The sequence below is a fragment of the Paenibacillus sp. An7 genome, from assembly GCF_009870785.1.
Taxonomy (GTDB): domain Bacteria; phylum Bacillota; class Bacilli; order Paenibacillales; family Paenibacillaceae; genus Paenibacillus.
In genome coordinates, this window is record NZ_WTWX01000015.1 from 1 (window position 1) to 25,972 (window position 25,972).

Consider the following 25,972-nt stretch of genomic DNA (forward strand, 5'->3'; position numbering starts at 1 on the left):
ACACAGCAGGGAGCAGCTTACCAGTTGGCAGCTGCTCCCTTTTTGTTATGCAAACCGGCAGTTTAGTTCCAATTTATGGTATCGTTTTGTTGAAGTATAAAGACAAATATACTTTGGAGGGGGCAATCACTAGATGCTAGAAAGGGATATAGTTTGTTGAAGATGTCAGTCGTGTGGCTTCTCATACTCGGAGTCCTTCTAACGGCTCTAACTGCTGGCATTTGGCTAGTCTTACCGCGTGAAGTAGATGTACGACTGGAAGGGGTAAAGTACCGTCTAGGCACGAAAAATGCCTCTGAGGTCGAATCCGCCACCATCCTTATCGAAGGCACCGTCCGTCGAACGCTGAAAGGGCATCGAGTGTTCCAGGGAACTGTGGAGGTTGAAGGCGAGCCAATGCCAGTACCTAAGGAACAAATGAAAAACCGTACGTTCATCGCTCGTAAGGGAGAAGGTTTTTTGTTAGTGTACCAATGGTTTGAGATCGGGGTCATAGGGAAGAGTTTTCCGTTAGGCACGCTATATGCCGATGATGACTTTCGCCAAATTACACTTACACTTATTGAACAGCGGGAAGATGGCTCTGGGCATTGGAGTAGTGGTGATGGTCTGATGCTGACAGCCCCAGCGAAGGACCGAACGGAGGCGATACATTTAGCCAACAAACTGATGTCGCACACCTTAAGAGGACTGCTGCCCTTGAGCTAACGGGAAACGATAGTTGGGGCAGCTTGCCAGTTGGCAGTTGCTCCTTTTAGTTATGCAAACCGGCAGGATAAACCAATAGATTATCGAATTATAGGGTAAATAATCCGGAGTGTATAAGAGGTATAAGCGTGAATCAAGACTTTAACCGGGAGTGGTTAGTAAACAAGTTTGAGGAAATTCGCGAAAGAATTCTTAAAGTGACAAGTCAGTTAGATGATGATCAACTCAACTGGAGACCTAATGAAGCAAGCCACAGTATATCAACACTTATTAAGCACATAGAGGGGAATATTAAGGAAAGATGCTAAAGTCATTTTCGTTCAGTTGAAAAAAGCCGGGTTGGACTACATTCATGTAACAGAATATAAGGCTTGGGAACCTGCGTTTTAGAAGGAAGGACCTTCACAGGTGGAACTTGCAAAGAAATACGCAAAAACGATAATTATTGCTAATGGTTAACTTGAGAGCCCTTCAAAGGCATCCGAAATCATTGGACATGATAAGGCGGATCTTGTAACATTAGGCAAAAGAGCTTTGGCTAATCATGATTGGGTTGAAAGAGTCAAACAAGGAAAGTCGATAGCCGAGCTGGATCAGGACAAAGTATTAAGACCTGACGCAACGATTAAAGATTATGAGATCCTTGCTAACTGGTAACCCACATTGTTTTTAGGCAACATTCTTTTATTGGAATGGACAAACTCAAGTGACAACTGTAAACTTGGACAGACTGACTTCCCTATTAAGAATTTATACTCAGACCATATCAGAGTGAGCGACTATAAAAATCAAGCAAAGAAAATCCGACTAACATCGGATTTTCTTTGCTTGATAGGAGATACACTACCTTTTAGGATAGTAGCTATCTAATAAGTGCGTGCTTTTAGTACTTTTTTATTTGTGATACCGTAGCTCAATTCTGTTTTAAAGAAAAGGAGTAAACACATGTCTGCACATACTATTCGTCTACTAATGCCGCAATGGCAGGGCGGAAATAACATTTCATATCACTTTGGAGCTCAGCTTCTCGCATGGCTTGCACCGGTTTCGGATGATGAAACTATTGAAGTTCCGATTTCTACAGACCCTACAAATGATAAAAAAGAGGATGGGATTGTAGCCAAAAATCAAATTATACAACAGACCCTTTCAGCTTTAACTATTCTCCAGAATCGAAATCCTGAACGAGTAGTCGTTTTAGGGGGAGATTGCAGCGTTGAGCTTGCCCCGTTCGCTTATCTCGCCGAAAAATATCAAGATGATTTAGCGATATTGTGGATTGATGCCCATCCGGATATTAAAACGGCAGAATTGTACTCGCATTATCATGCGATGATCCTCGCTACTCTTCTCGGAGAAGGAGACACCGACCTAGCTTCGTTGGTTTCTTCCAAAGTAGACCCGAGTCGTTTAGTGTTCGCAGGAATTAACGATGAGAAGGAAAAATCACCTTACGTTTATAAAAAATTTAATTTTCCTAATGTAAGTTCAGAGGAGTTTTCTTCTTCTAGCGAAAAAGTGTTAGCTGCTTTGCGTGCAACGGGCGCTTCCCGCATTGCCATTCATTTTGATTTGGACGTGCTAGATATGCACGAATTCCGTTCGCAAGGCATAGCTAGGCCAGATCGTTATGAGGAGTATGCACGCAAAGGGTTGAAACGTTCATCCATGCAGTCCGTGACTCGTTTAATACAAGATGTAAACAACGAATTTGATGTTGTCGGGCTAGGCATTACGGAACATCTACCTTGGGATGCACTTTCGCTTTCAAAGATGCTTCATAACTTGCCATTGTTGAAAAAACAAAAATTGTAAGTAGGTAGAAAGAGAAGTTTTTAATCGTATTTCCTTTGAGGAGAACTTTCGGCTTCGCTTCATAAGAAAAAAATAGGTTTAATTGAATCGATCATTAAACTTAAGGGACACGACAGTTCAATTACACATATTTTTGAGCAGGCTACCACAGCCTGCTCATTTTATTAAGCGCGTGCCCAGCTAAGCACGCATCTTCTAGCCGGTGAAAGTCCGGTCACGGGAGGGGCCAAGCCTCCGTGTAGCTAGGATACCTACGTACGGTTGAAAACTGTGTGTAGAAGCGTATCGACAAAAGTATCTGTCGGAGACAGAGAGCGAGCAACATACCAGGCCGTAACATCAAGTGAATCCTGCCGCGTCGTCAAAAAGGCCTCGCAAGAGGAAGAGGGGAAGCCGAACCCCGGCATTATGGGTGAAGGCCACGGAAACTGCTAAGAACTTGGAGCGGCAGTGAAGAATCCTCCGGCGTAAGGGGATCGGCATGGTATGAAGGAAGATGCAGTGAACTGGGGTGACCCTCCCCTGCACGGAATTTTTAAAAAAAAAAAGAAACCGTAACAAAGTGGTCTATAAGTCCAAAAGACGAAATGATCTACTTGCAGGAAGGGAGTCCGAGGGGCTCATAGTACTGAGGAACTGCAGGACAACACAACCTGCAGGAGGGAAGGAGCCTTGCTTTGTTCATGTTTTTTTTTTAGGAGGTATGAATTAGTGAATGCCAAACGGCTAACGACACCGAAGGAAAACATTCTACAACTTATGCTGCTATAGCATACGCTCTTTTATACTTAGCTAGTGTTATATCTGTCTGTACAGCAGTAATTCTAAGAAAAATTACTCAATTAAAAAAATGAACTACTCATTTGAACTAACGGAAAAACTGATAGTGGAGGGGCTTGAATATAGGAGTTCCTCTATTCCATATTAAATCTCATAAAAGGAGTGATTTCATGACCAAATATACTTGTCCATGTTGTGGGTATAAAACTCTTGATGAAGAACCACCTGGAACATATGAGACTTGCGATGTTTGTGATTGGCAAGAGGATGCTGTAATGAATGAAAACCCAGATTATTGGGGCGGTGCGAATGCAGTATGTTTGAGACAAGCAAAGAAACTTTATGAAATTTGCGGCTAAGGAAAAGAAATCTTTAGACAACGTAGTTCCAAGAAACGATTACGAACAAGACCCTTCATGGAAACCAGTGTGGGAAAATGAAGTAAACCTAGATGAAGCGAAACTTGCGGAAATACAAATCGACGGTAATGTTATAGATAAAAGGTTTCAGGAGTCCATTAATATTAATGACTTTTTAGACGCATATACTGAATTTCTTGAAGCAAAGGGATGGGGCTTTGGTGGTGAAATTAAACAAAGAAGTACCCTAATTGAAAAACCAAAACGTTGATTTGATAAATGCAATAATAGAACGGAAGTTATTCAATTAACGGAAAAACCTTAATTTTAATAAGAACATGTAAGCAGCCGCTCAAACAACCGGCTGTTTTTTTATTGAGGTCATCGGCAGGATAGTAGTTCTTAAGTTTCCCGAACTCAGCATCCTTAAATGACATATGTACAAAATACGGGTTTTGTGTAGATGTATAAGTGAAAAAGCTTATGGATCAAGATTTTTACCATTTATAGTTCAATTATTTGACCTTCATATTGATTAAGCTTATGAGTCTTTGCTTCTTTCTTTGTTCATTACAGCTTTTTTTGTTGCTGTTTACTTTCCCTTAGTTTTTCTAATTCCAAACGATTGATTAATTACAACTCACAATGATCAAAGTTATATAAAAATTTTTAATTAGTAATTTCCATAATGTTCTTAACCACCTAATATTATTATTTTAAAATTAATATATCACATCATCTAAATGTGATCATTAATATTCAAACTACGACAAATTTTAACCTTCACTCACTATATGCAGCATACTTTGATCTTTCAAATCCACTAACTAAATAAAAAACCAGCTACTTTGCTCTTTCTTTTTAATCCTACTTATATTTCCATTATATATTCTCTGATCTGCTCACCTCATTGATTATATTACCATTATTTTCAAATTAATATTCACTGGATCTTCTGCATGTTCTTTTATGATCTACCACAATACCTTCCTCGAAATCAAAAAAACTGCAACATAATCCCACCAAATCTCCAATCCAATCAATTGGATCTATTAACTACATGTTAAAAAACATCATAATCCCATCCTATTTGACAAAACCATTGATATTGCCACAAATTTTATCATTGGTTTGACAAAAGCTTTATAAATCGCGAACAAAGAGATTATACAATGAGTTTGTCTTTCAATAGCGAGCGTCTTCCGTCCGCCTTTGAAAACTATAATTATAATCGGGGGTAATGAATTGAAAAAAAGAATCATGCTTTTCACGTTGTTCACTTTAGTCATGGTGCTAATCGCAGGTTGTGGAACCAGTGGTAGCAGTTCGCCGCAAAACACATCTTCCCTTTCCTCTTCTTCGTCAGGTGCGGATAACAATGAAACATCGAGTGACACAGGTTCTGAATCAAAGGATATTGAGAAGCTCCGAATCAGCTTTGTTCCATCCAAAGATCCAGAGGATATTATTACAGCAACGGATCCGCTAAAAGACTTACTAAAAACACAATTGGCAACGGAAGGTTTCAATGTTGGAGAAATCAGCATTGATGTAGGCACTACATATGAAGCTGTAGGCGAAGCTTTGACGGCAGGTACGACAGATATCGGATTTGTACCCGGTGGAACTTATGCTCTATACGATGACGGTGCTGACGTTATTTTAACGGCAACACGAGCAGGATTATCTAATGATTCTGAATCACCTAAAGACTGGAACGATAACAAGCCAACCGAACCAACAACTGACCAGGCAACGTACTATCGCTCCCTATTCATCGCAGGTCCTTCCGCTAAAGGACAGGCATTAGCTGAGAAAGTCAATAAAGGCGAAAGTCTGACATGGGAAGATGTAAACGATGCGAATTGGGCGGTAATGTCTACCTCCTCTTCTGCTGGATATATCTATCCTACGCTATGGCTTCAAGAAAACTTTAATAAAAGCATTACAGATCTAGCACACGTGGTTACATCTGACTCATACGGCAGCTCCTTTGCACGTCTAGCAGCTAAGCAAGTTGATGTTATTGTTGCCTACGCAGATGCAAGACGCGACTACAGCGAACAATGGACGAATGAATTTAGTCGTCCAGCCTCGATCTGGGATGAGACCAATGTAATCGCCGTAACAGATGGAATATACAATGATACGATCAGCGTTAGTAAAAACAGCCCAATCATAACAGATGATTTCAAAAAAGCTCTTCAAAACGCGTTTATCTCCATTGCACAAACGGAAGAAGGCAAAAAAGTAATTGCGGTCTACAGCCATGAAGGTTACCAAGCAGCACAATCATCAGACTATGATGCAGAAAGAAAAGCGCAAGAAGTTATTAGAGAAATGAAAAAATAGTAGATTATAAATCTTCTAGGTAGGTAAGCAGCTAAAAAAGCGAGAGCATCGTGTTTTTTAAGATGTTCTCCTTTTTCTGCTTGGCAGATGAAGACTATAAGATTGGAGTTTATCCATGATCGAATTTATGAATGTACAAAAGACGTACCCGAACGGCACAATGGCTCTGAACAACATAAATCTAAAGATTGAACAAGGCGAATTTGTAGCCGTCATTGGTTTATCTGGCGCCGGCAAGTCGACACTGATCAGATGTATTAATCGAATGCACGACATAACAGATGGACAGTTATTAGTAGACCATGTGGATGTATCGAAGTTACGCGGCAAACAAATTCGCCGTTTTCGAAAAAGAATTGGGATGATTTTCCAATCTTTTAATCTCGTCAATCGAATAAGTGTCATAAATAACGTACTCGTCTCTTTCGTACCGGATCTATCCCTATGGCGTAAGCTGACCGGCATTTTTACGAAAGAACAAAAACTCTTGGCATTAGAGGCTTTAGATAAAGTTGGAATTTTGGATAAGGCTTATATCCGTGTAGACCAGCTATCCGGCGGACAACAGCAGCGTGTCGCACTTGCCCGTACACTCGCTCAGAATCCAGATATCATCCTTGCGGATGAACCGATCGCTTCTCTTGACCCAGTAACTTCTAAAATCGTGATGGAAGATTTCAAAAGAATTAATCAAACCATGAATATCTCCGTGATTATGAACATCCATCATGTAGAGGTCGCTTTGGAGTATGCGAACCGCATTATCGGGGTTCGTGAAGGAGAAATTGTATTTGATGGTGCGCCTGCTGAGGTATCAAAGCGAGTTCTGAACAACATTTATGGAAATATCTCTGATTCTGAAGAGAAGAACGAAGAAGTTGCATCTACGTTAGAGGTGGTTTCAGGACATGTATGATAAACTCTTCCCTCCAAAAGAGCTGGTTCTGTCGAACGGGAAAATCATCATGGAAAAAAGATCTCGGCTCCCCTTCATATTCCTGATTCTTGCCGCCTTAACAGTGACATCCACCGAACTGACTGATTTCAATATTCAAATGCTCTTTGACCGGATAGATGAGTTTTTTATGATTATAGGAGAGATGATTCCTCCTAAATGGAGTTACTTCCCTCACCTTTTGGATGCCATGTTTTCAACCTTGCAAATGTCATTCTTAGGATCTATTATTGGCGCTGCTCTGGCTCTCCCATTCGCCATGTTAGCTTCTTCTAACGTCATTCGTAATAAATCCGTCGTAGCTGTATGTAAAATCATGCTCAGCCTGCTCAGAACGCTCCCTACGCTAGTAACGGCGCTGATCGCTACCTATGTGTTCGGCTTAGGTCCGATGGCAGGACTGGTGGCCATTATGCTCTTTACCCTCTCCTATGTCGGTAAATTAGTATATGAACAGATCGAAAACGTCGATATGGGAGCTTTTGAAGCGATGGAATCCATTGGGATGAACCGTGTGGAGGCTTTTCGATATGCGATATTTCCGCAGGTACTCTCTCGTTATCTATCTGCTTCTTTATTTTGTTTTGAGGGAAACGTACGATATGCGGCTATTCTCGGATACGTAGGTGCTGGAGGAATTGGTCTGCTGATCCATGAGAACATTGGCTGGCGAGATTATTCCAGAGTTGGAATGATTATTTTGTCGCTGATCGTCACCGTATATGTAATTGAGACCATCAGCGAGCATTTCAGAAAAAAGTTAACTTGAGGAGATTGATTGGATGACAACAATAGAAAGACAAATGCTGGCTTCCCCTCGAAATCACAGGTATGTGCTGACCGTTACGGCGATTGTGCTTATTCTGTTCATCTGGTCTTTAAACACAGTAAGCTTTAAAGACATGAATCAGAATGGATTCGTGATCGCCCTGAACATCCTAAAAGGATTGGGCAGTCCAGATCTAGAGCTGCTGTTAAGCTTATCGAAACAAGGTGTCATCTATTTACTAATTCAAACAGCAGCCATCGCTTTTTTGGGTACCCTTGTAGGTGCAGTGCTATCTGTTCCACTCGCTTTTCTAGCGGCCTCCAATATCGTACCGAAACCGGTCTCATGGATCACAAGACTGCTCCTTATTATGATTCGAACCATTCCAGCACTGGTTTACGGGTTAATGTTCATTCGCGTGTCCGGACCTGGACCATTCACAGGTGTACTTACCATAGGACTAACGTCAATCGGCATGTTATCAAAACTCTATGTCGACACCATTGAAGAGCTGGATAAGAAAGTACTAGAGTCGATGACGTCCTTAGGCTGTACAACCTTTGAAAAAATCCGTTTCGGCATCTTACCGCAGCTGTTCTCATTATTCCTATCGGTTACGATCTATCGGTTTGACATGAATATGCGTGAAGCATCTATCCTTGGATTGGTTGGTGCCGGTGGAATTGGAGCCCCACTGATCTTTGCTATGAACAGCTATCGTTGGAATCAGGTCGGCTCGATCTTGATCGGTTTAGTGGTTCTAATTCTGCTTATCGAATGGATATCAAACCGTCTTCGCTCTAAACTCATCCATGGGTAAGTATGGTTACATAGTGGTTATGTGATTATTCTCTTCATCAAAAATAAGACAGCAAAAACCTCCAAATCCATTAGAACGATGGTATTGGAGGTTTTTTGTATATAAGAATAATCGTTAACCGGTCTTTCTTCAGAAGACGACCTTCCAGTTGTAATCACATGATGCATTGATAACCTTTCGCTTTCTAATATAATCAGCCAAAATCTCGGTCATGTCTGTCGGGATTTCTCGGATTACGGGTTTATTCATCAGCATTCCGAAGTTGCCTCCTCCACCCGCTCGGTAGCTGTTCATGGCTACTTCAAAGGAAGCGTCCAGGTCCATAGGAGAACCGTTAAACATCAGCTTACTAACACGGTTCCCTTCGGGTCTTGAGATATCTAGTTCGTATTCGATACCTTCCCACATATCATAATTAAAGTGCTGCGGTTTCGGTTGTAGATATCCCTCAGATACTTGTAATTTCCCGGTATTCTTCTCGAGTGTAAAGTAAAGGGCGTTCTGCTCCAAGGCATCCCGAATATCACGGCCGGTCAGTAGAAGGACCTTCAGGGTATTTGGATAGATATAGTTCGATACGACGTCACGCATGGTGATGTGTTCGGAGAACCCTTTTGCCTTATTGGTAAAAATAGAAGCGCAGGAGATCGCTGCACCCGTGACCTCCATCTGCACCCGATTAATAAATTCTGTGAAGGCATGATCCTTTTGTCTAGCTGTAAATGGATCGGGAATCGATAAGTCGCCTTCTGATCTGCCAATGGGCTGATCCAGCCATGCCTGTGTATTTCGTTCCGCTTCAGCAAAAAGTGAAAGCACTTCCTGATCTGCCTCCGCTTCGCTTGCATGTATGAGCTGTGCCTTCTTATTGCATATTTCCCATCTGCCCTCCACTTCCTGCTTAAATCGTAGTTCCACTTTAGCAATCGCTTGTCCAGCTGAACCAGGCTGCGCATACAATACACCATTTAATTCACCGGTAAGCTGCCGATGCTGATGTCCTGTTAACAAAACATCCACCCCTTCGAGTTGCATACACATCTCATAGCCCTGATTTTCCCCTGTAAGAGGCTCCGTAGCTTTTCCGGTGACTGGATCACATTCAAATCCCCCGTGGTAGCAGACGACAACAGCATCCGGCTCCTCGGTTCTATGAATATGAGTAATCCACTCTTGAGCAGAAGATAACGCATCCTTGAATTCTAGCCCACGGATGTTCGCCGAATCTTCCCAGTTAGGAACATAGTGCGTAGTAATACCGAGCACGGCAACACGGATACCTTCCTGCATCGTAAATATTCGGTAAGGCGGGCCAAATGCAGGTTCACCACAGGACTTCGTTACGATATTGGCAGATAAATAAGGACACCTGGCACCTTTCATATGGCTGTTCAGCAGCTCTAAACCATAATTGAATTCATGATTACCAAGTACAGCTGCATCGTATGTAAGGTGATTTAATAGTTTCGTGGCCGGATGCATCCCTGTTCTATCGTATTTAGCATAGTAATACATGAAGGGAGTTCCCTGCAGAAGGTCACCGTTATCGATTAGCAAGAGATGCGAATCTTTTTCCCGTTCCTTACGAATAATTGTAGACAGCTTGGCAAAACCAAGCGGCATATCCCCTGTCCCCCGATAATCTGTTGGGTAAATGTGACCATGCACATCGCTTGTTTCCAGTAGTGTAATGACTACTGTATCTTTTGTCTTCGAATTCACTTTTCTGAAGCCCCCCTATGAAATAAAGCGATATATTCTCGTTAGACTGAGATCAAGGTCATCTATTCCTATCTTTCCACTCTTATTATATTTGTAATATAACAACAGATTTTAAACCTTTTGTTATCTACAGGTTAAAAATAAATCATTCAACGGTATGTATAGAGGTAATCTATATAAATCCTATTAGTTAACATAATATATATTAAGTTTACTTATTTGTTACAGTGGTCTCTATTATCACTCTACTAAAATAAAAAGTATCGAAAAGTCTTATAGACAATTCCGGCTCGATCTGCACTCCTATGAAATTATACATGGTTCTATGTTTGTCCTTATGTATATATAAGCTGAAATCTTCTGATTAGGAACATACGTTCTCCATCCTATAAAACAGCACTTCTTCTTCTCTGGTTGTCTACTTCTTCTATTCTTACGCACTCTTTTTGATATGTAAAAAGAAGAAATCTTCTGTTTTTAAGCTCTTTCATCTATACTTTTTGATACTAATCTCATTTTAGAACATATGTTCGCTACCCGTAAAAACCGCACTTTTTGATCATTTTCAGCTATATTCTCGTCTAAATTTAACTTTAATCCCCTTTTAAAGGTTATATAAGGTAAATAAAGTATCCTTCTCCCTCACCATTACAGCATTAGAGGTAAGAAGCACTCTTTATGTTGCTGTTGTCAGCAACATTTTTGTATCGCCACGCTATAAAACGACCACTAATAACGTCTATTTAGATTCAAAAGGTTCGTAATTAATGAGAATAGGAACGTGTGTTTGCATCAACATACCCGTTACATCCTATTCCTTCAACAGATCACTGGAATGCGCGGACTCATGCACAGCACAAAAAAAGCAAAGCCACCTGCGAATTAGGGCAGAGCAGCTTTGCTATGTTTATTTTCTTACTTTAACATTATATATTTAGCCTTATATCCTAAACTATCCTTTCACAGCCCCAAGCGCTACGCTGCCTATAATTTGCTTTGAGAAGATGGAGAATACAATGATAATAGGTACAATCGAGATGGCCACCCCTAAATACAGTAATCCATAGTCCATTCCATAGTATCCTTGCACGAGTGCAACAAGTACAGGGAGCGGATATTTATCTAGTGAAAACAGCAGGACGAGCGGTGTGAGAAAGTTATTCCATGATCCAATGAATGTAAAGATCCCAAGTGCCGCGATAGCGGGTCCAAGAATCGGTAACACAATCTGATTAAATGTCCGAAACTCCCCTGCGCTGTCTACACGAGCAGATTCAATAATTTCATCAGGAATGCTGCCTTCAATAAACTGTTTGATAAAAAACACATTAAACGCATTCGCCGCTGCAGGTAAGATAATGGCTAAATAGCTGTCTAGAAGCCCAAGTGTACTAAACAATCGATACATTCCGATTAGAGCAAGCTGGCCTGGAACCATCATTGTAGCAAGCAGAAATAAGAACAGCCCGGTACGTCCTCTAAACTTATACTTTGCAAAACCATATGCGGTAAGCGCTCCAATATATAAAGAAAGTACGGTAGAGGTTCCTGCAATAAAAAAGCTGTTAGCGAATCCTTTCCAAATATTTATTTTAGAAGCCATGTTAATATAATTATCGATAAGAAACTGTCCAGGAAGGAAAGTAAACGTTGATGCAATCGTTGCATTGTTATGGGTGGAATAAATGAGCATCAGATAAAAGGGAATAATACAGATGACCGCGAGGCTCACTAAAATGAAATACACGAGTATTTTCCCTATAGTCATACTCTTCATGTTGGTTTGCTTCTGGACAGCGATAGGCTGATCTGCCATTTTTGCCGGTTGCATATGATTTCCCTCCTCCCTATGAACTGCTCTTCCGCTTAGTCATCATAAAGGATACGGCTGAGAACAGAATGATGATTACGAATAAACAAAAGGCAATGGCTGCTCCGTAACCAAAACGAGTACTTTGGAATGCGACGTTATATAGATACATGATACTTGTCATCGCTGCACGATCCGGGCCGCCTGTGCCATTCGTCAGTGTAAATGGCTGGTCAAAAATTTGGATACCTCCAATGATGGACGTAATAATCTGAAAGAGAATGATCGGACGAAGCATCGGCACAATGATATGAAAGAAAATGTGTTTTTTCTCAGCACCATCAATTTGCGCAGCTTCTTGCAGCGAAGGATCGATCCCTTGCAGTCCGGCAAGGTAGATGACCATCGAGTACCCAAAATATTGAAAGAATAGAATGGAAGAAACGATAAGGCGCATAAACCAAGGATCATTCTTCCAATTGATTGGATCATCGATGAGTCCGACTTGAACTAGAAAGTGATTTAGCCCCCCAGACTGCCAATCAAAGATTAGACTCACTAGCAGACCCAGCGATGCAGCTGTAACAATGTTCGGGAAGAAATATACGGCTCGGAAGATGTCTCGCCCTTTGAGTAGTTTGTCGTTCAGAATAAAGGCGAGCACAAGAGAAACGGTAAGCTGCGGAACAACAGAGACTCCCCAGATAAAAAGCGTGTTAAAGAGTGTTTTATAAAACAGCGGATCTTGTAGAACAGCAATATAGTTACCCAGTCCAACAAACTCGGGGGAAGTGATTCCGTCCCAATTCGTAAAACTAAGATATAGAGAGTAGAGAATAGGATAGAGGCCAAAAATAAGGAAAATGAGAAAGAATGGTGCAATGAAATAGTAACCATAGTGGTCTTTGCGGATCGACTTAGCAAACATGAACGATACCCCCCGTCATCTGAAATGGTTAGCCCTATACCTAAAATCTAATCGACTTCAAGTTCCGGAAATCGTAACTTCACATCCCTTTTTATTCTCTTCACTGCTTCTTCTTTGGTCTGAATGTCGTTATTCAGATACAACTGAAGGACAATTTTAAAAATATCCGCATTAATGGTCGTATCGTATTTGGTTCGTTCATACACAGGTACCTGCTTTGCTGCCTCTGAGAAGAACTCAAAATGTTTCTGTCCTCCTAAATAATCAGAAGTAACCGTTTTTGCCAGTTCATCATTTACAACCATATTGCTAGTAAAATAATCTTGTTCTTTAGCGAGTTCAGATAAAAAATCATGATCAAAGTTATAGAACTCAATAAACTTCCAGGCAAGATCCTTTTTATCACTTTTGCTATACATCGCAATGTACGTTCCGCCTGAACTAAAAGCAGATGGACCCTGCGCGAGACCCCATAGTCCCTTCGTATCCGGTGCATTCGCCTTAAACGTATACTGCAGTGCCCAGGTTGCTCCAGGATAGAACATAACCTGACCCTTTTGCATCGATGCAGCATAGCCGGCACTTCCATCGTCATACTCCCCCAGCACACGACGCTGACGAGCTTCACGCACAAGATCCAGAACCTTCATATAGGTATCCTCCATGACGAATTTCCCCTCCTTGACCCAAGGAACACCATCATATGAATTCGATATTGCATTCCAGTTCGCCAGCGCATGAACCTTATTGCCGCTTTCCTGTTGCACCCGCTCTCCGATCTTAAAAATGTCCTCCCAGGTGCTAATCATCTGGCTGACTTTCTCAGGGTCATCTGTCCCTAAATATTGTTTCGCCAAATCTCTGCGGTAATAGATCCCCCCTGGTGTACCTTGATAACCAATCGCCCTAACGTTTCCTTCACTATCCTTTTCATTAGACTGAACAAAAGGGTACTGCTCCTTAATAAGTTCATTTGCGTCATATGGTGCTGAAGATAAATTTTCTAAATAAGGTACATCGATCAATTCTCTTATATTTGCATTCTCGATCATAAAGACATCGGGTGCTTTGGATGCGGTCTGTAGTGCCGATTTCAATTTCGTAATATAGAAAGTCCCGGGGATATTAACGAAGTTCACTTTAATGTCTGGATATTTTTCTTCAAATTTCTCGATCGCATAACCCGCTTCATCGGTAAAGCTCCAAATGGTAATCTCCTCTTGTTTTGAATGGGTCACTCCTGTGGCCCTGCATCCAGATAACATCATTGCCGCAGTAAGAATAGCAATAACCGAGATATATTTACGATTAAGCCTCTTCTTCATTTTCCCCCTCCTTCCTCAAAGTAAACGCTTACAATTTATTAGAGTATAGTGATTTTACAGAGGTCTTTCTCTTCAGATATTGCGAATTATCCTTCATATGTTGTGATCTTTGTGCGATGCTTCTTTCGAAATTCGCTAGGAGTACAGTGATTATATTTTTTAAACAGCCGATTGTAGGAGTTGATATTGTTAAATCCATGCCTTATGGAGATATCGAGAATAGAGTCTTCACTGAAAAGTAAGGCCCATTCTGATTTGATAATGCGAAAATGATTTAAATACTCCATTAACGTGACTCCCTTAAGCTCTTTAAACAAGGTACATACATAAAACTTACTGAATTTGATATGTTCCGCCACCTGATCGAGCTTAATATTTTCTGCATGATGTTCTTCTAGGTACTCACAGATCGATTCGATGAATTCAAACTTCTTAGATGGTGAGCATACTCGCCCTGACTTCGAAGTTTGGGGTGTCGGTGTTTTTATGCGCAATAAATGAACAATAAGATCATAAAACCTCGCAATCATGGACCAGCGATATCCCGGCTGCTGTTTGTTGCTTTCATCGGATAAGGTATCTACATAGGAGCTTAGATTATTTTCACAACAGAGGGTTGAAGGGATGAAAGTAGTATCATGAAAAAGTTCTATCATTTCCTTTGTATCTTCTGTGACTGCAAAGCTTCCCGTGATCAGTTCTAGACGAAATAAAAGAATGGTAAGGTGATCTGTACCCGGCAAGAAACAGTGTACATCCCCCGGTTTAATGATCAGGATATCCCCCTGCTCTAGTTCATAAAGACGGTTATATACTCTAATCTTTGCATGTTTCCCTCTCACGACGACCATTTCAACTTCTTCATGCCAGTGGGAAGCAAAATTAAATTGCCTGCTCGTATGAATCACACGTATAGGAAATCCTTCCGTCATATGACCTGTCTCAAGAAAAGTAGGTTCTCCCATCTGATCCACCCTCTCCTGTTTTCACTTGCTATGAAAGTCATAACATCATTATATTATGCAAAAGTCATGCTTCTCCCTCTAACATCCGCCATAAAAAATAAGCGAATCATTCGATGGATTCTTTGAATTGGACAATATAAAGGGATCACACCTAATATATGCATTTTTACATTAGTTTGAAGTTTTAGATCATACTTAACATAATACGCTATAACTCAAGCCTTAGAATTAACAAACGGTTGTTATGCTTGTCATGTCGGATTTGACATATACATCATACAGAGGAGTGTACTTCATGTTTAACATGTTTAAAAAGGGAACGGCATTTATGTTATCGTTTATTCTGTTGCTTAGCTTGGTCACTATTCCATCAGCCTTGCCGGCTAGTGCAGAATCTGCTGAACGAGCAGGTTCATTACAGAATGAGCAGATCAGCAAAGTAACAACCACCTTTTATGGAGATACAACAAGTTCGAAGGGGTTTACATGGTATACTTCTAAACAACTTACGGACAGTACCGTTCAAGTCATCAAGAAAACGGGGGCAGAGCCTGACTTTAACAAAGCCCTCACTTTTACAGGCACCTCTTGGGTATCAACCAATTCACAAGAAGAGCTTGTACATAAAGCGGAGGCTTCGGGACTTGAAGCAAATACGAGGTATTACTACCGGGTAGGTGACAAGAAGCAAGGAATATGGAGCAAGACGGGTACTTTCCAAACCGCTCCTCAAAGCGGTGCATTTACTTTTATTGATATCGCGGATACGCAAGCCAAAACAGAAGAAGAAGCCATTTTGTCATCAGAGACTCTTGAAAAAGCACTTCAAACCGTTACTGACGCTCAGTTTGTCGTTCACAACGGCGATATGGTAGACAAAGGAACAAAAGAAGAACAGTGGGACTGGCTCTTAGGTCATTCTCAAGATAGCTTGCTGCAGACGACCCTTGTTCCTTCTGCGGGGAATCATGAAGATGAGAACTATGCTTTTTATGAACACTTCCATATTAACGAACCTGACGGCTCTGCTACAGAAACAGGAGCATATTACTCTTTTGATTACAGCAATACACATTTTATCGTACTGAACTCGAATGAGAATTCATCTAAGTATGCTAACTTTTCTGAAGAACAAGTGGATTGGTTAAAGAAGGATGCTGCAGTTGCAAAGAAAGCGGGAGCGAAGTGGATTATTGTCAATATACATAAAGGTCCTTATACAACCTCTAACCATGCAACGGATGAGGATATTATGGGTGCTAATGGCGTACGTAACCAAATCGCTCCGCTCATGGCAGAGCTTGATATTGATTTTGTTATGCAAGGGCATGATCATATCTATGCACGTACGAATCCGATCACTTCTGAAGGAAAAGCAACCTCTCCAGAGAAAATAACGGAAACCTTAAATGGTGAAACGATTGAATACAGTGTGAATCCAGACGGCAGTATCTACATGATTCCAGCGACAGCGGGACCGAAGGTCTATTATAAAAATAAAAGCGAAGAACTCGGAGACAGTTACTATCGTCTTTTCGAAAAGGCTGAAGAACATCATGCGGCGATCTATGGACCCGACCCAGATAAAAATGACAGACCAAAACGCAGCCAAGTACAGAATTTTGTCAGCATAAAGGTTGATGGAGATAGGCTTACTGCAGTCACCTATGAAATCGACCAAAATAAAAATGAAGCTAAGCCTTTCATAGTAGATCAATTCGGGATCATCAAGAAAGACTCGGCCGCAAGCACAGATCCAGTCGTATCTTTGAAAGACATCTCTGGTCACTGGGCAGAGATGTCTTTCAGTCTGGTGTCACTGCAGGATATATAAAAGGCTATCAAGATGAGACGTTTAAACCAAATGCGCACATCAATCGGGCTGAATTTATTGCGATGCTAGGCCGTGCTTTACAAATGAAGGAAACAACAAGTTCAATTTCCTTTACGGATGCAAAGCAGATACCTTCTTGGGCCTCCTCCTATATCTCTCAAGCTGTAGAAGCAGGGATTGTAAGCGGGTATACTGACGGTACATTTAGACCAGGTAAACAACTGAATCGTTCAGAAGTAACGACATGGATGGTTCGCGCAGCAGGGCTGACGGTAAATAACAAAGCCTCCCTCTCCTTCACGGATAAAGATTCTGTTCCCGCATGGGCAGTTCCGTATGTTACAGCAGGTGTTAAAGCAGGACTTATAAGCGGTGTGGAACATAATCGGTTTGCTCCTAAGCAATTAACCACCCGCGCAGAAGCTGCCGTGTTTATTGCGAAGCTGTTATAGGTAATGAATTAACGTTATTGTGATATGGGTCATCCTTTGTTACTAGGCTAAATCAAAAAGAAAACCTCTTTCTCAAGTATGATTAGAGAAAGAGGTTTTCTGTTATTTCTGCAGATCTTTTTTCTTCGAATCATCAAATCTATCTTACTGACTGATCATAAAGCACCGCTTGGGTTCAAAACGCTCCGCCTAATCTGTTCCTTTCGCTGTATCTGCGTCTGCATCTTTGAGTAGTGACTCATCTGTCGTAGCTACACAAAAGGCTCCATCATCATAGGAGACAGCTCCTTCAATGACAACGGTAACGGCAGCTCCTCTTGGCGCAGCCCCTGGCAGACGGAAATCAGCAACGCTGATCGGGGCGATCTCTGTCTGAACCGGAAGTTCAAGCTGTGGTACCCATTCATAAGGGACCCGGTAAGCACGGTAGACCATGTTAGCATTTCGTTTATTTTTATAAGGAGAAATATATTCCCATACTAGTTCATGATCTCTTGTTACCTCAAATATTCGTCCATCTGCTCCCTCTGTAATCAGCGTATTTCCATTTGGCAAACGCTGCGCAGAGCTGATATACGGACTATAGAATCGGTACGAATCCAGCGGAGCAACAAATCCTGCTTCTGTAGGCGTGTATTGCCATTCGATCTCAAGAGTAACAGGATTAATCTCAAGGACGCGTGAGTAATCACGGCGAGCTACTTTTAAACCATCAGAAGATACTGTACCAGGCCGGCCATAACCACCCCATCCGCCATTATCAAAGATAAGGATGTTTCCTTCTCCAGGAAGACCTTTGGGTACAAGATGAGCATGATGTTGACCGATAATCCAGCCTATATGCTTCGTTTCTTCCGTATCATAGTTTGGACCGAGCTGCCAGACGATTTTTCCAGATGTTTTATCAATAATGGCAATAATATTCGACTCTCTAGCATCCCATATGATGTTATCTGGATGGAAACGCTGGTCACCCGCATCATAATGTTTGTTAGGTCCAAGAATCGAGATGGAGTTAATATGCATCCAGTCCCCCGCATGTTCACCAAATCCCCGAGTATTGGGATCTTTATAAATCGCTTGTTTTGATTCCTCATCAAATCCAAGTTCATCGAAATGATCACTAACAGACCATTCCCACACGATATTGCCTTCATAATCGACTTCAATAATGGTATCATCCAGCAGTTCGATATCCGATATTTCAGGGCGGTTCACATTTTTATGGGCCAAAATGAGAGTGTTACCCGATTCAATCTTCGGCTCCTGATTAGGTGCATAGTATCCTACAGAACTTCCTTCACGCTGATAATCATGATGCTGACGAGCCATCCATTGCCCGCTGTGTCCAGGATCTTCAATCCACTCATAATGGTCGAATTTCCATACTACATTACCGTCCCAATCCACTTGTACCAAATTGGCTTCATCCTGAAATCCATACTTTGGATCTCGCTCTGCAGTGCTTCCCAGCACATAACCGCCCGGGAACAGTTTATTCGGGAAACCCCTAAGCCCTTTCCATAAGCGCACTTCTCTCCCATTCATATCAATGAGCAGAGCACCCGTATCTGCAGCTTGGAAGATCGTGTAACCACTCCATGCTTTATTAGGTAAATAAACGGTGGTTCCTGTCGGGTAAATTGTAGGGTGTCCCATGTATCTATCTCCTCTCGGTTCTATGTATCAGCGTATTTAAGCTCTGCAGATATACAAAAAGGCTCTAGGCTTCTCTAATCATAAGAAAAGAGAAACTTAGAGCCTTCGGTTGTCCAATCGGCTTAGCTATTGAGAATAGATTAAACCAATTATTCCTAGTAGTCAAGTATGTTTTTAAAACTGTCCACCCTAATATCTTATCAATTATCTTAATAGGTTACTTTTTGCGAGATCAATGATTTTATTGCCTTCTCCGTTCAGTAACGCTTTGGCAGCCCATATCGTAAAACCTTCCGCTTGCTGCAGGCTAATCTTCGGGGGCATAGACAGTTCTTGACGATTCACTGCCACATCTACAATAACAGGACCATTATGCATAAAAGCTTGTTCTAAAGCCGCTGGAAGATCTTCTGGCTTATCGACTCTGATTCCTACAATTCCGAGACCATTTGCTACAGCTGCAAAGTTCGGATTAGATAGGTCTGTCCCCGTTTCTAAGTATCCCGCTGCTTTCATCTCCAGTTCCACAAAACCAAGCGCATCATTGTTATACACAATGACTTTGATAGGAAGCTGATGCTGTTTTAGCGTGAGTAAATCCCCAAGCAGCATCGAAAGCCCGCCATCCCCCGAGAGTGAAATCACTTGGCGACCCGGAGCAGCCACCTGTGCACCAATCGCTTGCGGCAAGGCATTTGCCATTGTTCCATGAATAAACGAACCTAATAAACGGCGCTCGCCATGCAGCTCTAAATAACGAGAAGCCCAAACGGTAGGCGTTCCTACATCACAAGTGAATATCGCATCATCAGAAGCCATTTCATTGATGAGACGAGTTACATACTGAGGATGGATGGGCGTATGTCCCGGTTTAAACTCAGCATATCCGTCGAGCTCTTTCCGATCTTTTACATAATTTTCTACAGACTTCTCGAGATGTTTGGTATCTTCTTTTATCGTGAGATAAGGCTGAAGTTTCTGCAGCGTATCCTTTACCGTTCCGCATAATCCGTACGTAAGCGGGGTGCGTCTTCCCAGATGAGATGCCTCGATATCCACTTGGAGTATCGCTGCATTTTCGGGATAAAACTGCCGATAAGGGAAGTCGGTGCCAAGCATGAACAGGACATCGCAGTCCATTACTGCTTTATAACCAGAAGAATACCCAATAAGCCCGGTCAGACCGACGAAATATGGATTATTATCTTCTAGGTACTCCTTACCGCGCAAAGCCGTTACCATCGGGGATTTCAAAATACTACAAAGCTCCATGAGCTCTTCGTGAGCATCCTTCGCCCCTGCACCGCAAAGTAAAGTTACCTTTTTCCCTGCATTTAAATAGCCGGCTAGAGCCATAAGTTCCTCTTCAGAAGGATGGATGACCGGTTTCGTATAATACGAAATTTGATCGGGTACCTCATCTTCTCCTGCTTCAAGGGCCGCGATATCTCCGGGCAGAATAACAACTGATACCGTGGAATTCGCAACCGCCGTCTGAATCGCCATCGAAATCGTTCGAGGCATTTGTTTCTTTGTCATAATGACTTCGCAGAATTCACTGCATTCCTGGAAGATCTGCTCCGGATGAGTCTCTTGAAAATATCCGCTGCCGATCTCATCACTTGGTATTTGAGCAGCCAAAGCCAGTACGGGAACACGATTGCGGTAACAATCATAGAGTCCATTAATAAGATGGAGATTCCCAGGTCCGCTGCTCCCTGCGCATACAGCAATACTTCCTTCTAGTTCCGCATCCGCCCCTGCCGCAAAAGCAGCTACTTCTTCATGCCGAACATGGATCCACTCGATTTTTCCTGATCTTCGAACAGAGTCGAGTACCGCATTCAAAGAATCGCCAACGATTCCATAAATCCGTTTCACTCCTGCATTGATAAGAGAATCTACTACCGCATCTGCAATTGTCTTTTTCATGTATCCTCATCCTTTTCTAGTATATTCTTGAGGCTAACAGGAATCTGAGCCCGATCTTGCATCTGATACTCTTTACCCTTCTAGATAAGAACAGTAACGCTTTTTCGTAAAAGCTCCTTATTTCTATATGTAAACTCATTCATAATGTTAGATTAAAACACACTAAAACAAAAAAAGAATGCCTTTTGGCATCCTCCTACATTGTCATCCCATTTTTAACTAATTAGTTGTATTACTCTCCTTTTCAACGCGGGGCCACAGCGTATAACTTGCACTGATTAATAGATCGATAATAAGAATAATAGACCAAGTCTTGATCGTTTCTCGGAAAGGTTCCGTATTCACCTCATTATTAATCCAGATCATCATACCGTATAGCAGCGAGCAGCCGATCATCCACGACACTAAATGGGCGGCAAAGCCACGGATTTCTTCTCTCGCATGTTCTCTTCCATACTTCTTCTGTGGTTTTGGTCCTTTGGCAAACCAATACATAAACCTCTGATCCATCCATCTAATCATGCGATGTCCAAGCCCGATCGACACTCCAATATATACAGCAGCTAGTGCATGAGCTGTCGTTGCCGGCGCTCCATTTTGAAGACTAATTACCGTAGCAACAAGCAGAGCAAGATCAATGACCGGAGTGCAGAAGAGAAGTATATTCCCGAGTCTTTTCTTCTGTAATACATACCTGCAGCTTAGACCGCCCAGTACAAATATCCAAAATCCAATTTCACAAGCAATGATAAAGGTTATGATCATGTATTCATTCCTTCCATGGTTAGAACTAAAAAGATAGGACATACACACATAATGACCTTCCTTAATACGTTAGCAACAAAGGAGGAAGTCATACATGCTCTTGTTTGAGAAGGAAAAACTAAGCACTTCGTCACTAGGGAAATGGCAGCAAGATGCCTTTCAACTTTTCGAATCGAAAATGACAGATAAGACACATAAGTTTCCTTGTATACCTGCTACGATAGGATTTAAACTGAATCACTTTAGGTATGGTTTCCTTAGTGATCCAAGGTCCGATCAGGCAGCGGATGAGCTTGCTGAACTGCTGAATATATATGGTGAGCAGTCTCAAGCATTTGGTAAGTACACTTCATTAATCGCTTTTTTTGAAACTCCGCGGGACATACAAAAGAACTACCAGGTCTCTGATTATCGTCAATTGTTCTGGGACGTTCTAAGTAAAGTTAGCAGCAGGGATCAAGAAGAATGGCCCTCTCATATCCCAACCGATCCGCACCATCATGTATGGGAATATTGTTATGCGGGTGAGCAGTATTTTATGTACTGCGCAACCCCGGCACACGATCGCAGACAAAGCCGTTATTTCCCGTATTTTATATATGCGATAACGCCGCGCTGGGTACTTACTGAGTTTAATTCCAATACCCAAGCATCTGCACAGCTCAAAACAAAAATCAGAGAACGAATTGAAGCTTATGACGAGGTAGGCATTCATCCCGATCTCCAATCTTACGGAAGTCAGGATAACTATGAATGGAAGCAGTATTTCCTGAACGATGATAATACTTCGACAACAGAGTCCAAGTGTCCTTTTGCTCATCTTCATCTTAAAAAACAAAGCTAATATATCCTGTAGAGCTAATTGAGCAAAAGGAACCTACCCCAAGTTGACGTAAAAAAGACTGCTCAATGAGGTTGAGCAGTCTTGGTCGTAGGTTATAATTTCAAATAAATTCACCTATGGAGATAGGAGGCTTCAAATCAATTTCCGTAAATGCGGATTCCCGTCCATTAATAAGAAGTGCGATTCGGTGAACCCCTGCATAATGTTTGCGGGTTGTTAGATCAGCCCAGCGATGTTTTCTAGATCCGCTGAGATGTGTTCCTCCCGCTACTGTTTTATCAGACAATAAAAACTTCTTACGTGAAACTTGTCCGCTGGACTTTACAAAATCAATACCATACTCAATACGCAGCCGCGCAGGATTGCCTTCCCTTACAATTAGGTTATAACTAAGATCACAGCTTTCTCCAATGTGCAAGGCAGCTGGACTCGCCGTAATCTCTGCCTCAGTTACTAATGCTGTCCCTTCCGCTGATTCAGCATATCCGAAGAGAGCCATCACCTCGGGTTCTGCTTTACGTATCAGTGTTCTGCAGCCGTGTCTTACAATCCAGTCCGTATAGGGGTCTTGCCCCATCCATCTACGCGCTGTTTCTATAACGATATTCGGATGATCCTTGGCTATATCATTTAAGTTATTGGCAACACTCTTGCGTACATATAGAGAAGGATCTGCCTTTAATTGTTCCAAAATGGGGAGAATCGGAGCTGGATATTGTTTAAACAAGGTGAGGGCCTGCCCCCAAGGAAGTCTAGGTCTACAGCCTTCACTGGCTAAACGCCGTACATGATCAATCGGATGTAGAGACCATTTCATCATTTGTTCCATCATCTTCTCCGGATGGCGGATAATGAATGGCCTTACTGCAAACTCCGCAGAGGAGTGCTGGGTGAATTTCTCTAACGCCTGCATGGATAGGTCCCAGTGCTGTTCCTCTTGGCCAAAGACCTCCACAAAGTCCGGCATGATTAGATATGGAAAACCGGAGCAAGATTCGCTCACGGTAAATAAGATCTGGATTGCATCCTCATAACGTTCAGGTAAAAAGGTCCCCATCGCAATCGTGATTGTACGGATCCGTTCTTTTAAAGCTTTCGCTTCAAAGCTCTCATCCATCACTTGCTGAATGAAGGAATCTACTTGAAAAGGAGGATAGACAGCCGATATTTTTCGTCCTAACTGAAGTAAAAAAGCTTCATTATATACATTTTTAAGCGGCTCTGCCACGGTAACACTTCCTTATAATATTAATGATGCGGATCATACGGTAGACCTTTTCAGATCCCATGCTATCACATTATACGTGAAGAATGCTTCTTGCCAAAGTCCTAATCTGATGAGAAGAAGATCGAACAGTTCTGGCCCTGCATTGAGAACGTTCCCCACATAAAAAAAAGCAGCCCCCGGATAAACACCGAGAAACTGCTTTTTATCGAATTAGTGCTAAATGCTAGGCATGGAATTGCTGACCATCATATACCGCATCTACATATTCCGCACGGATCACAAAATCACCAAAATGTTCACCATCGTAACGTTCTACAGCATATCTTGCAATGATCGGCTCAAGAGATTCCAAAATCTCGGTTTCGCCGATGTTTTCCTTATAAAGCTTGTTTAGACGTGATCCGTTATGGGCTCCGCCTAAATACATATTGTACTTACCAGGGCCTTTTCCAATAAACGAAAGCTCTGCGAGCATCGGACGAGCACATCCATTAGGACAGCCGGTCATCCGAATCACAATCTCTTTATCACGAAGGCCATTGCGCTCGAGCATAGGCTCAATTTTATCCATTAAGGAAGGTAAATAACGTTCAGATTCAGCCATAGCCAGTCCGCAGGTAGGAAGTGCAACACAAGCCATCGAGCTTCTGCGAAGAGCAGAATAATGAAGTCCGTCTGTGAGCTTGTATTCCTGAATCAATTTTTCAATCTTCTTCTTACTCTTGTTCCCTACATTCCCAATGATCAGGTTTTGATTCGCTGTTAAGCGGAAGTCACCTTTGTGAATCTTGGCAATTTCGCGAAGTCCTGTCATGAGCGGATAATCCTCAAGATCTACGATACGTCCATTCTGGATAAACAGCGTAAAGTGCCACTTTCCATTGCTCCCTTGAATCCAGCCGTAACGATCGCCGTTATGATCAAATTCGAAAGGTCTTGCTTCTTGAAGAGAATAACCCAGTCGTGCAGTTAATTCATTCTTCAGCCAGTCTATACCACGATCATCAATCGTATATTTAAAACGGGCATGTTTCCGAACGGCACGATCTCCGTAGTCCCGCTGAATGGTTACAATCTTTTCAGCAATATCAACCATTTGCTCCGGCGTGCAAAAACCAATGACCTTCCCCACTTGCGGATACGTCTTTGTATCCCCGTGGGACATTCCCATCCCGCCGCCGACAGAGACATTAAATCCCTTCAGTTTGCCATCTTCTACAATGGCGATCAGTCCTAAATCTTGTGAAAATACATCGACATCATTTGATGGAGGAACTGCTATCCCGATCTTAAACTTACGCGGTAAGTATACTGCTCCATAGATCGGTTCTTGTTCCCATTCGTTGTCACGGCTGTCGATAATCTTCTCTTCATCGAGCCAAATTTCGTGGTAAGCACGCGTTTTGGGATCAAGATGCTCACTTACTTTGCGAGCCCACTCGTATACTTCTTCGTGAACTTCAGACTGGTAAGGGTTCGGATTACACATCACATTCCGGTTTACATCCCCGCAGGCTGCCAAGGTGCTGAGCAGTGCATCATTTACTTCACGAATGGTATTCTTCAGATTCCACTTCAGTACACCATGCAGCTGAAAAGACTGACGAGTAGTTAATCGAATTGTGTCATTACCATACTTATGAGAGATACGGTCCATCATCAGCCATTGTTCCGGTGTGACCACTCCGCCAGAGGCGCGAACACGAAGCATGAACTGATAAGCCGGCTCAAGCTTTTGTTTGGCACGCTCATTACGCAAGTCACGATCATCCTGCATGTAACTTCCGTGGTGTTTCATTAACCGGTTATCATCTTCCGGAATGGAACCGGTGATTGGATCTTGTAAAGTCTGGACAAGACTTCCTCTTAAAAAATCACTGCGGCGTTTAATATCCTCTACATCACTGTGAGGCGCATTCTGAGGTGGATAAAGTTCATTTATAGCCATGC

21 protein-coding genes and 1 pseudogene are annotated in these 25,972 nt (G+C 42.1%); 12 read left to right on the forward strand and 10 right to left on the reverse strand.

Annotation, left to right across the window (positions count from 1 at the left end; all coding sequences use genetic code 11):
* Positions 1–396 precede the first annotated feature (396 nt).
* The 9 genes and pseudogenes from GQY27_RS15585 (at position 397) to phnE (GQY27_RS15625) (ending at position 8,558) form a co-directional block, all read left to right on the forward strand.
* Positions 397–708 (forward strand): hypothetical protein, encoded by a 312-nt coding sequence (locus tag GQY27_RS15585; protein ID WP_160036061.1) that lies wholly within the window; start codon positions 397–399, stop codon positions 706–708.
* Positions 709–836: 128 nt separating this feature from the next.
* Positions 837–1,016 (forward strand): DUF1572 family protein, encoded by a 180-nt coding sequence (locus GQY27_RS15590; protein ID WP_160036063.1) that lies wholly within the window; start codon positions 837–839, stop codon positions 1,014–1,016.
* A 226-nt stretch (positions 1,017–1,242) separates the two neighbouring features.
* Positions 1,243–1,365 carry a hypothetical protein gene (locus GQY27_RS21925; protein WP_268893033.1) on the forward strand — a complete coding sequence of 41 codons (123 nt, stop codon included), beginning with the start codon at positions 1,243–1,245 and terminating at the stop codon, positions 1,363–1,365.
* Between the two features lie 288 nt (positions 1,366–1,653).
* A complete protein-coding gene (locus GQY27_RS15600; RefSeq protein WP_160036065.1) occupies positions 1,654–2,523 on the forward strand; it encodes an arginase family protein in 870 nt (289 codons plus the stop codon).
* Between the two features lie 950 nt (positions 2,524–3,473).
* Positions 3,474–3,732 (forward strand): annotated as a pseudogene (locus tag GQY27_RS21780) (CPCC family cysteine-rich protein); the annotation flags it as partial.
* A gap of 1,175 nt (positions 3,733–4,907) precedes the next feature.
* A complete protein-coding gene (locus tag GQY27_RS15610) occupies positions 4,908–6,014 on the forward strand; it encodes a phosphate/phosphite/phosphonate ABC transporter substrate-binding protein (RefSeq protein ID WP_442950913.1) in 1,107 nt (368 codons plus the stop codon).
* Positions 6,015–6,129: 115 nt separating this feature from the next.
* A complete protein-coding gene (gene phnC / locus GQY27_RS15615) occupies positions 6,130–6,930 on the forward strand; it encodes a phosphonate ABC transporter ATP-binding protein (RefSeq protein ID WP_160036067.1) in 801 nt (266 codons plus the stop codon).
* Positions 6,923–7,738: a phosphonate ABC transporter, permease protein PhnE gene (gene phnE / locus GQY27_RS15620; RefSeq protein ID WP_160036069.1), complete on the forward strand. Its 816-nt coding sequence runs from the start codon at positions 6,923–6,925 to the stop codon at positions 7,736–7,738. The genes phnC and phnE (GQY27_RS15620) overlap by 8 nt, the downstream gene beginning before the upstream one ends.
* Before the next feature lie 13 nt (positions 7,739–7,751).
* Positions 7,752–8,558, forward strand: coding sequence for a phosphonate ABC transporter, permease protein PhnE (phnE, locus tag GQY27_RS15625; protein ID WP_160036071.1), 807 nt, complete (start codon positions 7,752–7,754; stop codon positions 8,556–8,558).
* 129 nt (positions 8,559–8,687) lie between these two features.
* Here phnE (GQY27_RS15625) and GQY27_RS15630 read toward each other — a convergent pair whose 3' ends face one another.
* From GQY27_RS15630 to GQY27_RS15650, 5 genes are all read right to left on the reverse strand, one after another.
* Positions 8,688–10,280, reverse strand: a complete 1,593-nt coding sequence (locus GQY27_RS15630; RefSeq protein WP_160036073.1) for a bifunctional metallophosphatase/5'-nucleotidase — start codon at positions 10,278–10,280, stop codon at positions 8,688–8,690.
* 952 nt (positions 10,281–11,232) lie between these two features.
* On the reverse strand, positions 11,233–12,111 hold the full coding sequence (locus GQY27_RS15635; RefSeq protein ID WP_160036075.1) for a carbohydrate ABC transporter permease: 879 nt from the start codon (positions 12,109–12,111) through the stop codon (positions 11,233–11,235).
* A gap of 16 nt (positions 12,112–12,127) precedes the next feature.
* Positions 12,128–13,018, reverse strand: a complete 891-nt coding sequence (locus tag GQY27_RS15640) for a carbohydrate ABC transporter permease (RefSeq protein ID WP_160036077.1) — start codon at positions 13,016–13,018, stop codon at positions 12,128–12,130.
* A gap of 47 nt (positions 13,019–13,065) precedes the next feature.
* On the reverse strand, positions 13,066–14,343 hold the full coding sequence (locus GQY27_RS15645; RefSeq protein ID WP_160036079.1) for an ABC transporter substrate-binding protein: 1,278 nt from the start codon (positions 14,341–14,343) through the stop codon (positions 13,066–13,068).
* Positions 14,344–14,429: 86 nt separating this feature from the next.
* Complete coding sequence (locus GQY27_RS15650) at positions 14,430–15,308, reverse strand: AraC family transcriptional regulator (protein WP_160036081.1); 879 nt, start codon at positions 15,306–15,308, stop codon at positions 14,430–14,432.
* A gap of 295 nt (positions 15,309–15,603) precedes the next feature.
* Between GQY27_RS15650 and GQY27_RS15655 the strand changes: the two genes are divergently transcribed.
* Together GQY27_RS15655 and GQY27_RS15665 are read left to right on the forward strand one after the other, a co-directional pair.
* A complete protein-coding gene (locus GQY27_RS15655; protein ID WP_160036083.1) occupies positions 15,604–17,142 on the forward strand; it encodes a purple acid phosphatase family protein in 1,539 nt (512 codons plus the stop codon).
* Positions 17,143–17,204: 62 nt separating this feature from the next.
* Entirely contained in the window at positions 17,205–17,594 is a 390-nt protein-coding gene (locus tag GQY27_RS15665) for an S-layer homology domain-containing protein (protein ID WP_236570625.1), read from the forward strand.
* A gap of 189 nt (positions 17,595–17,783) precedes the next feature.
* Here GQY27_RS15665 and GQY27_RS15670 read toward each other — a convergent pair whose 3' ends face one another.
* From GQY27_RS15670 to GQY27_RS15680, 3 genes are all read right to left on the reverse strand, one after another.
* Positions 17,784–19,253, reverse strand: a complete 1,470-nt coding sequence (locus tag GQY27_RS15670; RefSeq protein WP_160036087.1) for an aryl-sulfate sulfotransferase — start codon at positions 19,251–19,253, stop codon at positions 17,784–17,786.
* A gap of 204 nt (positions 19,254–19,457) precedes the next feature.
* Entirely contained in the window at positions 19,458–21,185 is a 1,728-nt protein-coding gene (gene poxB, locus GQY27_RS15675) for a ubiquinone-dependent pyruvate dehydrogenase (protein ID WP_160036089.1), read from the reverse strand.
* A gap of 219 nt (positions 21,186–21,404) precedes the next feature.
* Positions 21,405–21,950 (reverse strand): hypothetical protein, encoded by a 546-nt coding sequence (locus GQY27_RS15680; protein ID WP_160036091.1) that lies wholly within the window; start codon positions 21,948–21,950, stop codon positions 21,405–21,407.
* A 94-nt stretch (positions 21,951–22,044) separates the two neighbouring features.
* Between GQY27_RS15680 and GQY27_RS15685 the strand changes: the two genes are divergently transcribed.
* Complete coding sequence (locus tag GQY27_RS15685; protein WP_160036093.1) at positions 22,045–22,794, forward strand: YqcI/YcgG family protein; 750 nt, start codon at positions 22,045–22,047, stop codon at positions 22,792–22,794.
* Positions 22,795–22,894: 100 nt separating this feature from the next.
* On the opposite strand, the gene GQY27_RS15690 is transcribed toward GQY27_RS15685, so the two are convergent.
* Both GQY27_RS15690 and cysI read right to left on the reverse strand, forming a co-directional pair.
* Entirely contained in the window at positions 22,895–24,022 is a 1,128-nt protein-coding gene (locus GQY27_RS15690; RefSeq protein ID WP_160036094.1) for a DNA alkylation repair protein, read from the reverse strand.
* 223 nt (positions 24,023–24,245) lie between these two features.
* The gene (cysI, locus tag GQY27_RS15695; protein WP_160036096.1) at positions 24,246–25,970 is read right to left on the reverse strand and encodes an assimilatory sulfite reductase (NADPH) hemoprotein subunit; all 1,725 of its coding nucleotides are present in this window, start codon (positions 25,968–25,970) and stop codon (positions 24,246–24,248) included.
* Positions 25,971–25,972 lie beyond the last annotated feature (2 nt).

Coding starts and splice junctions, on each gene's coding strand:
- GQY27_RS15635 (WP_160036075.1), bottom strand. CDS start 12,111: ATGCAACCGGCAAAAATGGCAGATCAGCCTATCGCTGTCCAGAAGCAA.
- cysI (WP_160036096.1), bottom strand. CDS start 25,970: ATGGCTATAAATGAACTTTATCCACCTCAGAATGCGCCTCACAGTGAT.
- GQY27_RS15650 (WP_160036081.1), bottom strand. CDS start 15,308: ATGGGAGAACCTACTTTTCTTGAGACAGGTCATATGACGGAAGGATTT.
- GQY27_RS15685 (WP_160036093.1), top strand. CDS start 22,045: ATGCTCTTGTTTGAGAAGGAAAAACTAAGCACTTCGTCACTAGGGAAA.
- GQY27_RS15665 (WP_236570625.1), top strand. CDS start 17,205: ATGCTAGGCCGTGCTTTACAAATGAAGGAAACAACAAGTTCAATTTCC.
- GQY27_RS15600 (WP_160036065.1), top strand. CDS start 1,654: ATGTCTGCACATACTATTCGTCTACTAATGCCGCAATGGCAGGGCGGA.
- GQY27_RS15645 (WP_160036079.1), bottom strand. CDS start 14,343: ATGAAGAAGAGGCTTAATCGTAAATATATCTCGGTTATTGCTATTCTT.
- GQY27_RS15655 (WP_160036083.1), top strand. CDS start 15,604: ATGTTTAACATGTTTAAAAAGGGAACGGCATTTATGTTATCGTTTATT.
- GQY27_RS15670 (WP_160036087.1), bottom strand. CDS start 19,253: ATGGGACACCCTACAATTTACCCGACAGGAACCACCGTTTATTTACCT.
- phnC (WP_160036067.1), top strand. CDS start 6,130: ATGATCGAATTTATGAATGTACAAAAGACGTACCCGAACGGCACAATG.
- phnE (WP_160036069.1), top strand. CDS start 6,923: ATGTATGATAAACTCTTCCCTCCAAAAGAGCTGGTTCTGTCGAACGGG.
- GQY27_RS15640 (WP_160036077.1), bottom strand. CDS start 13,018: ATGTTTGCTAAGTCGATCCGCAAAGACCACTATGGTTACTATTTCATT.
- phnE (WP_160036071.1), top strand. CDS start 7,752: ATGACAACAATAGAAAGACAAATGCTGGCTTCCCCTCGAAATCACAGG.
- GQY27_RS15680 (WP_160036091.1), bottom strand. CDS start 21,950: ATGATCATAACCTTTATCATTGCTTGTGAAATTGGATTTTGGATATTT.
- poxB (WP_160036089.1), bottom strand. CDS start 21,185: ATGAAAAAGACAATTGCAGATGCGGTAGTAGATTCTCTTATCAATGCA.
- GQY27_RS15585 (WP_160036061.1), top strand. CDS start 397: ATGCCAGTACCTAAGGAACAAATGAAAAACCGTACGTTCATCGCTCGT.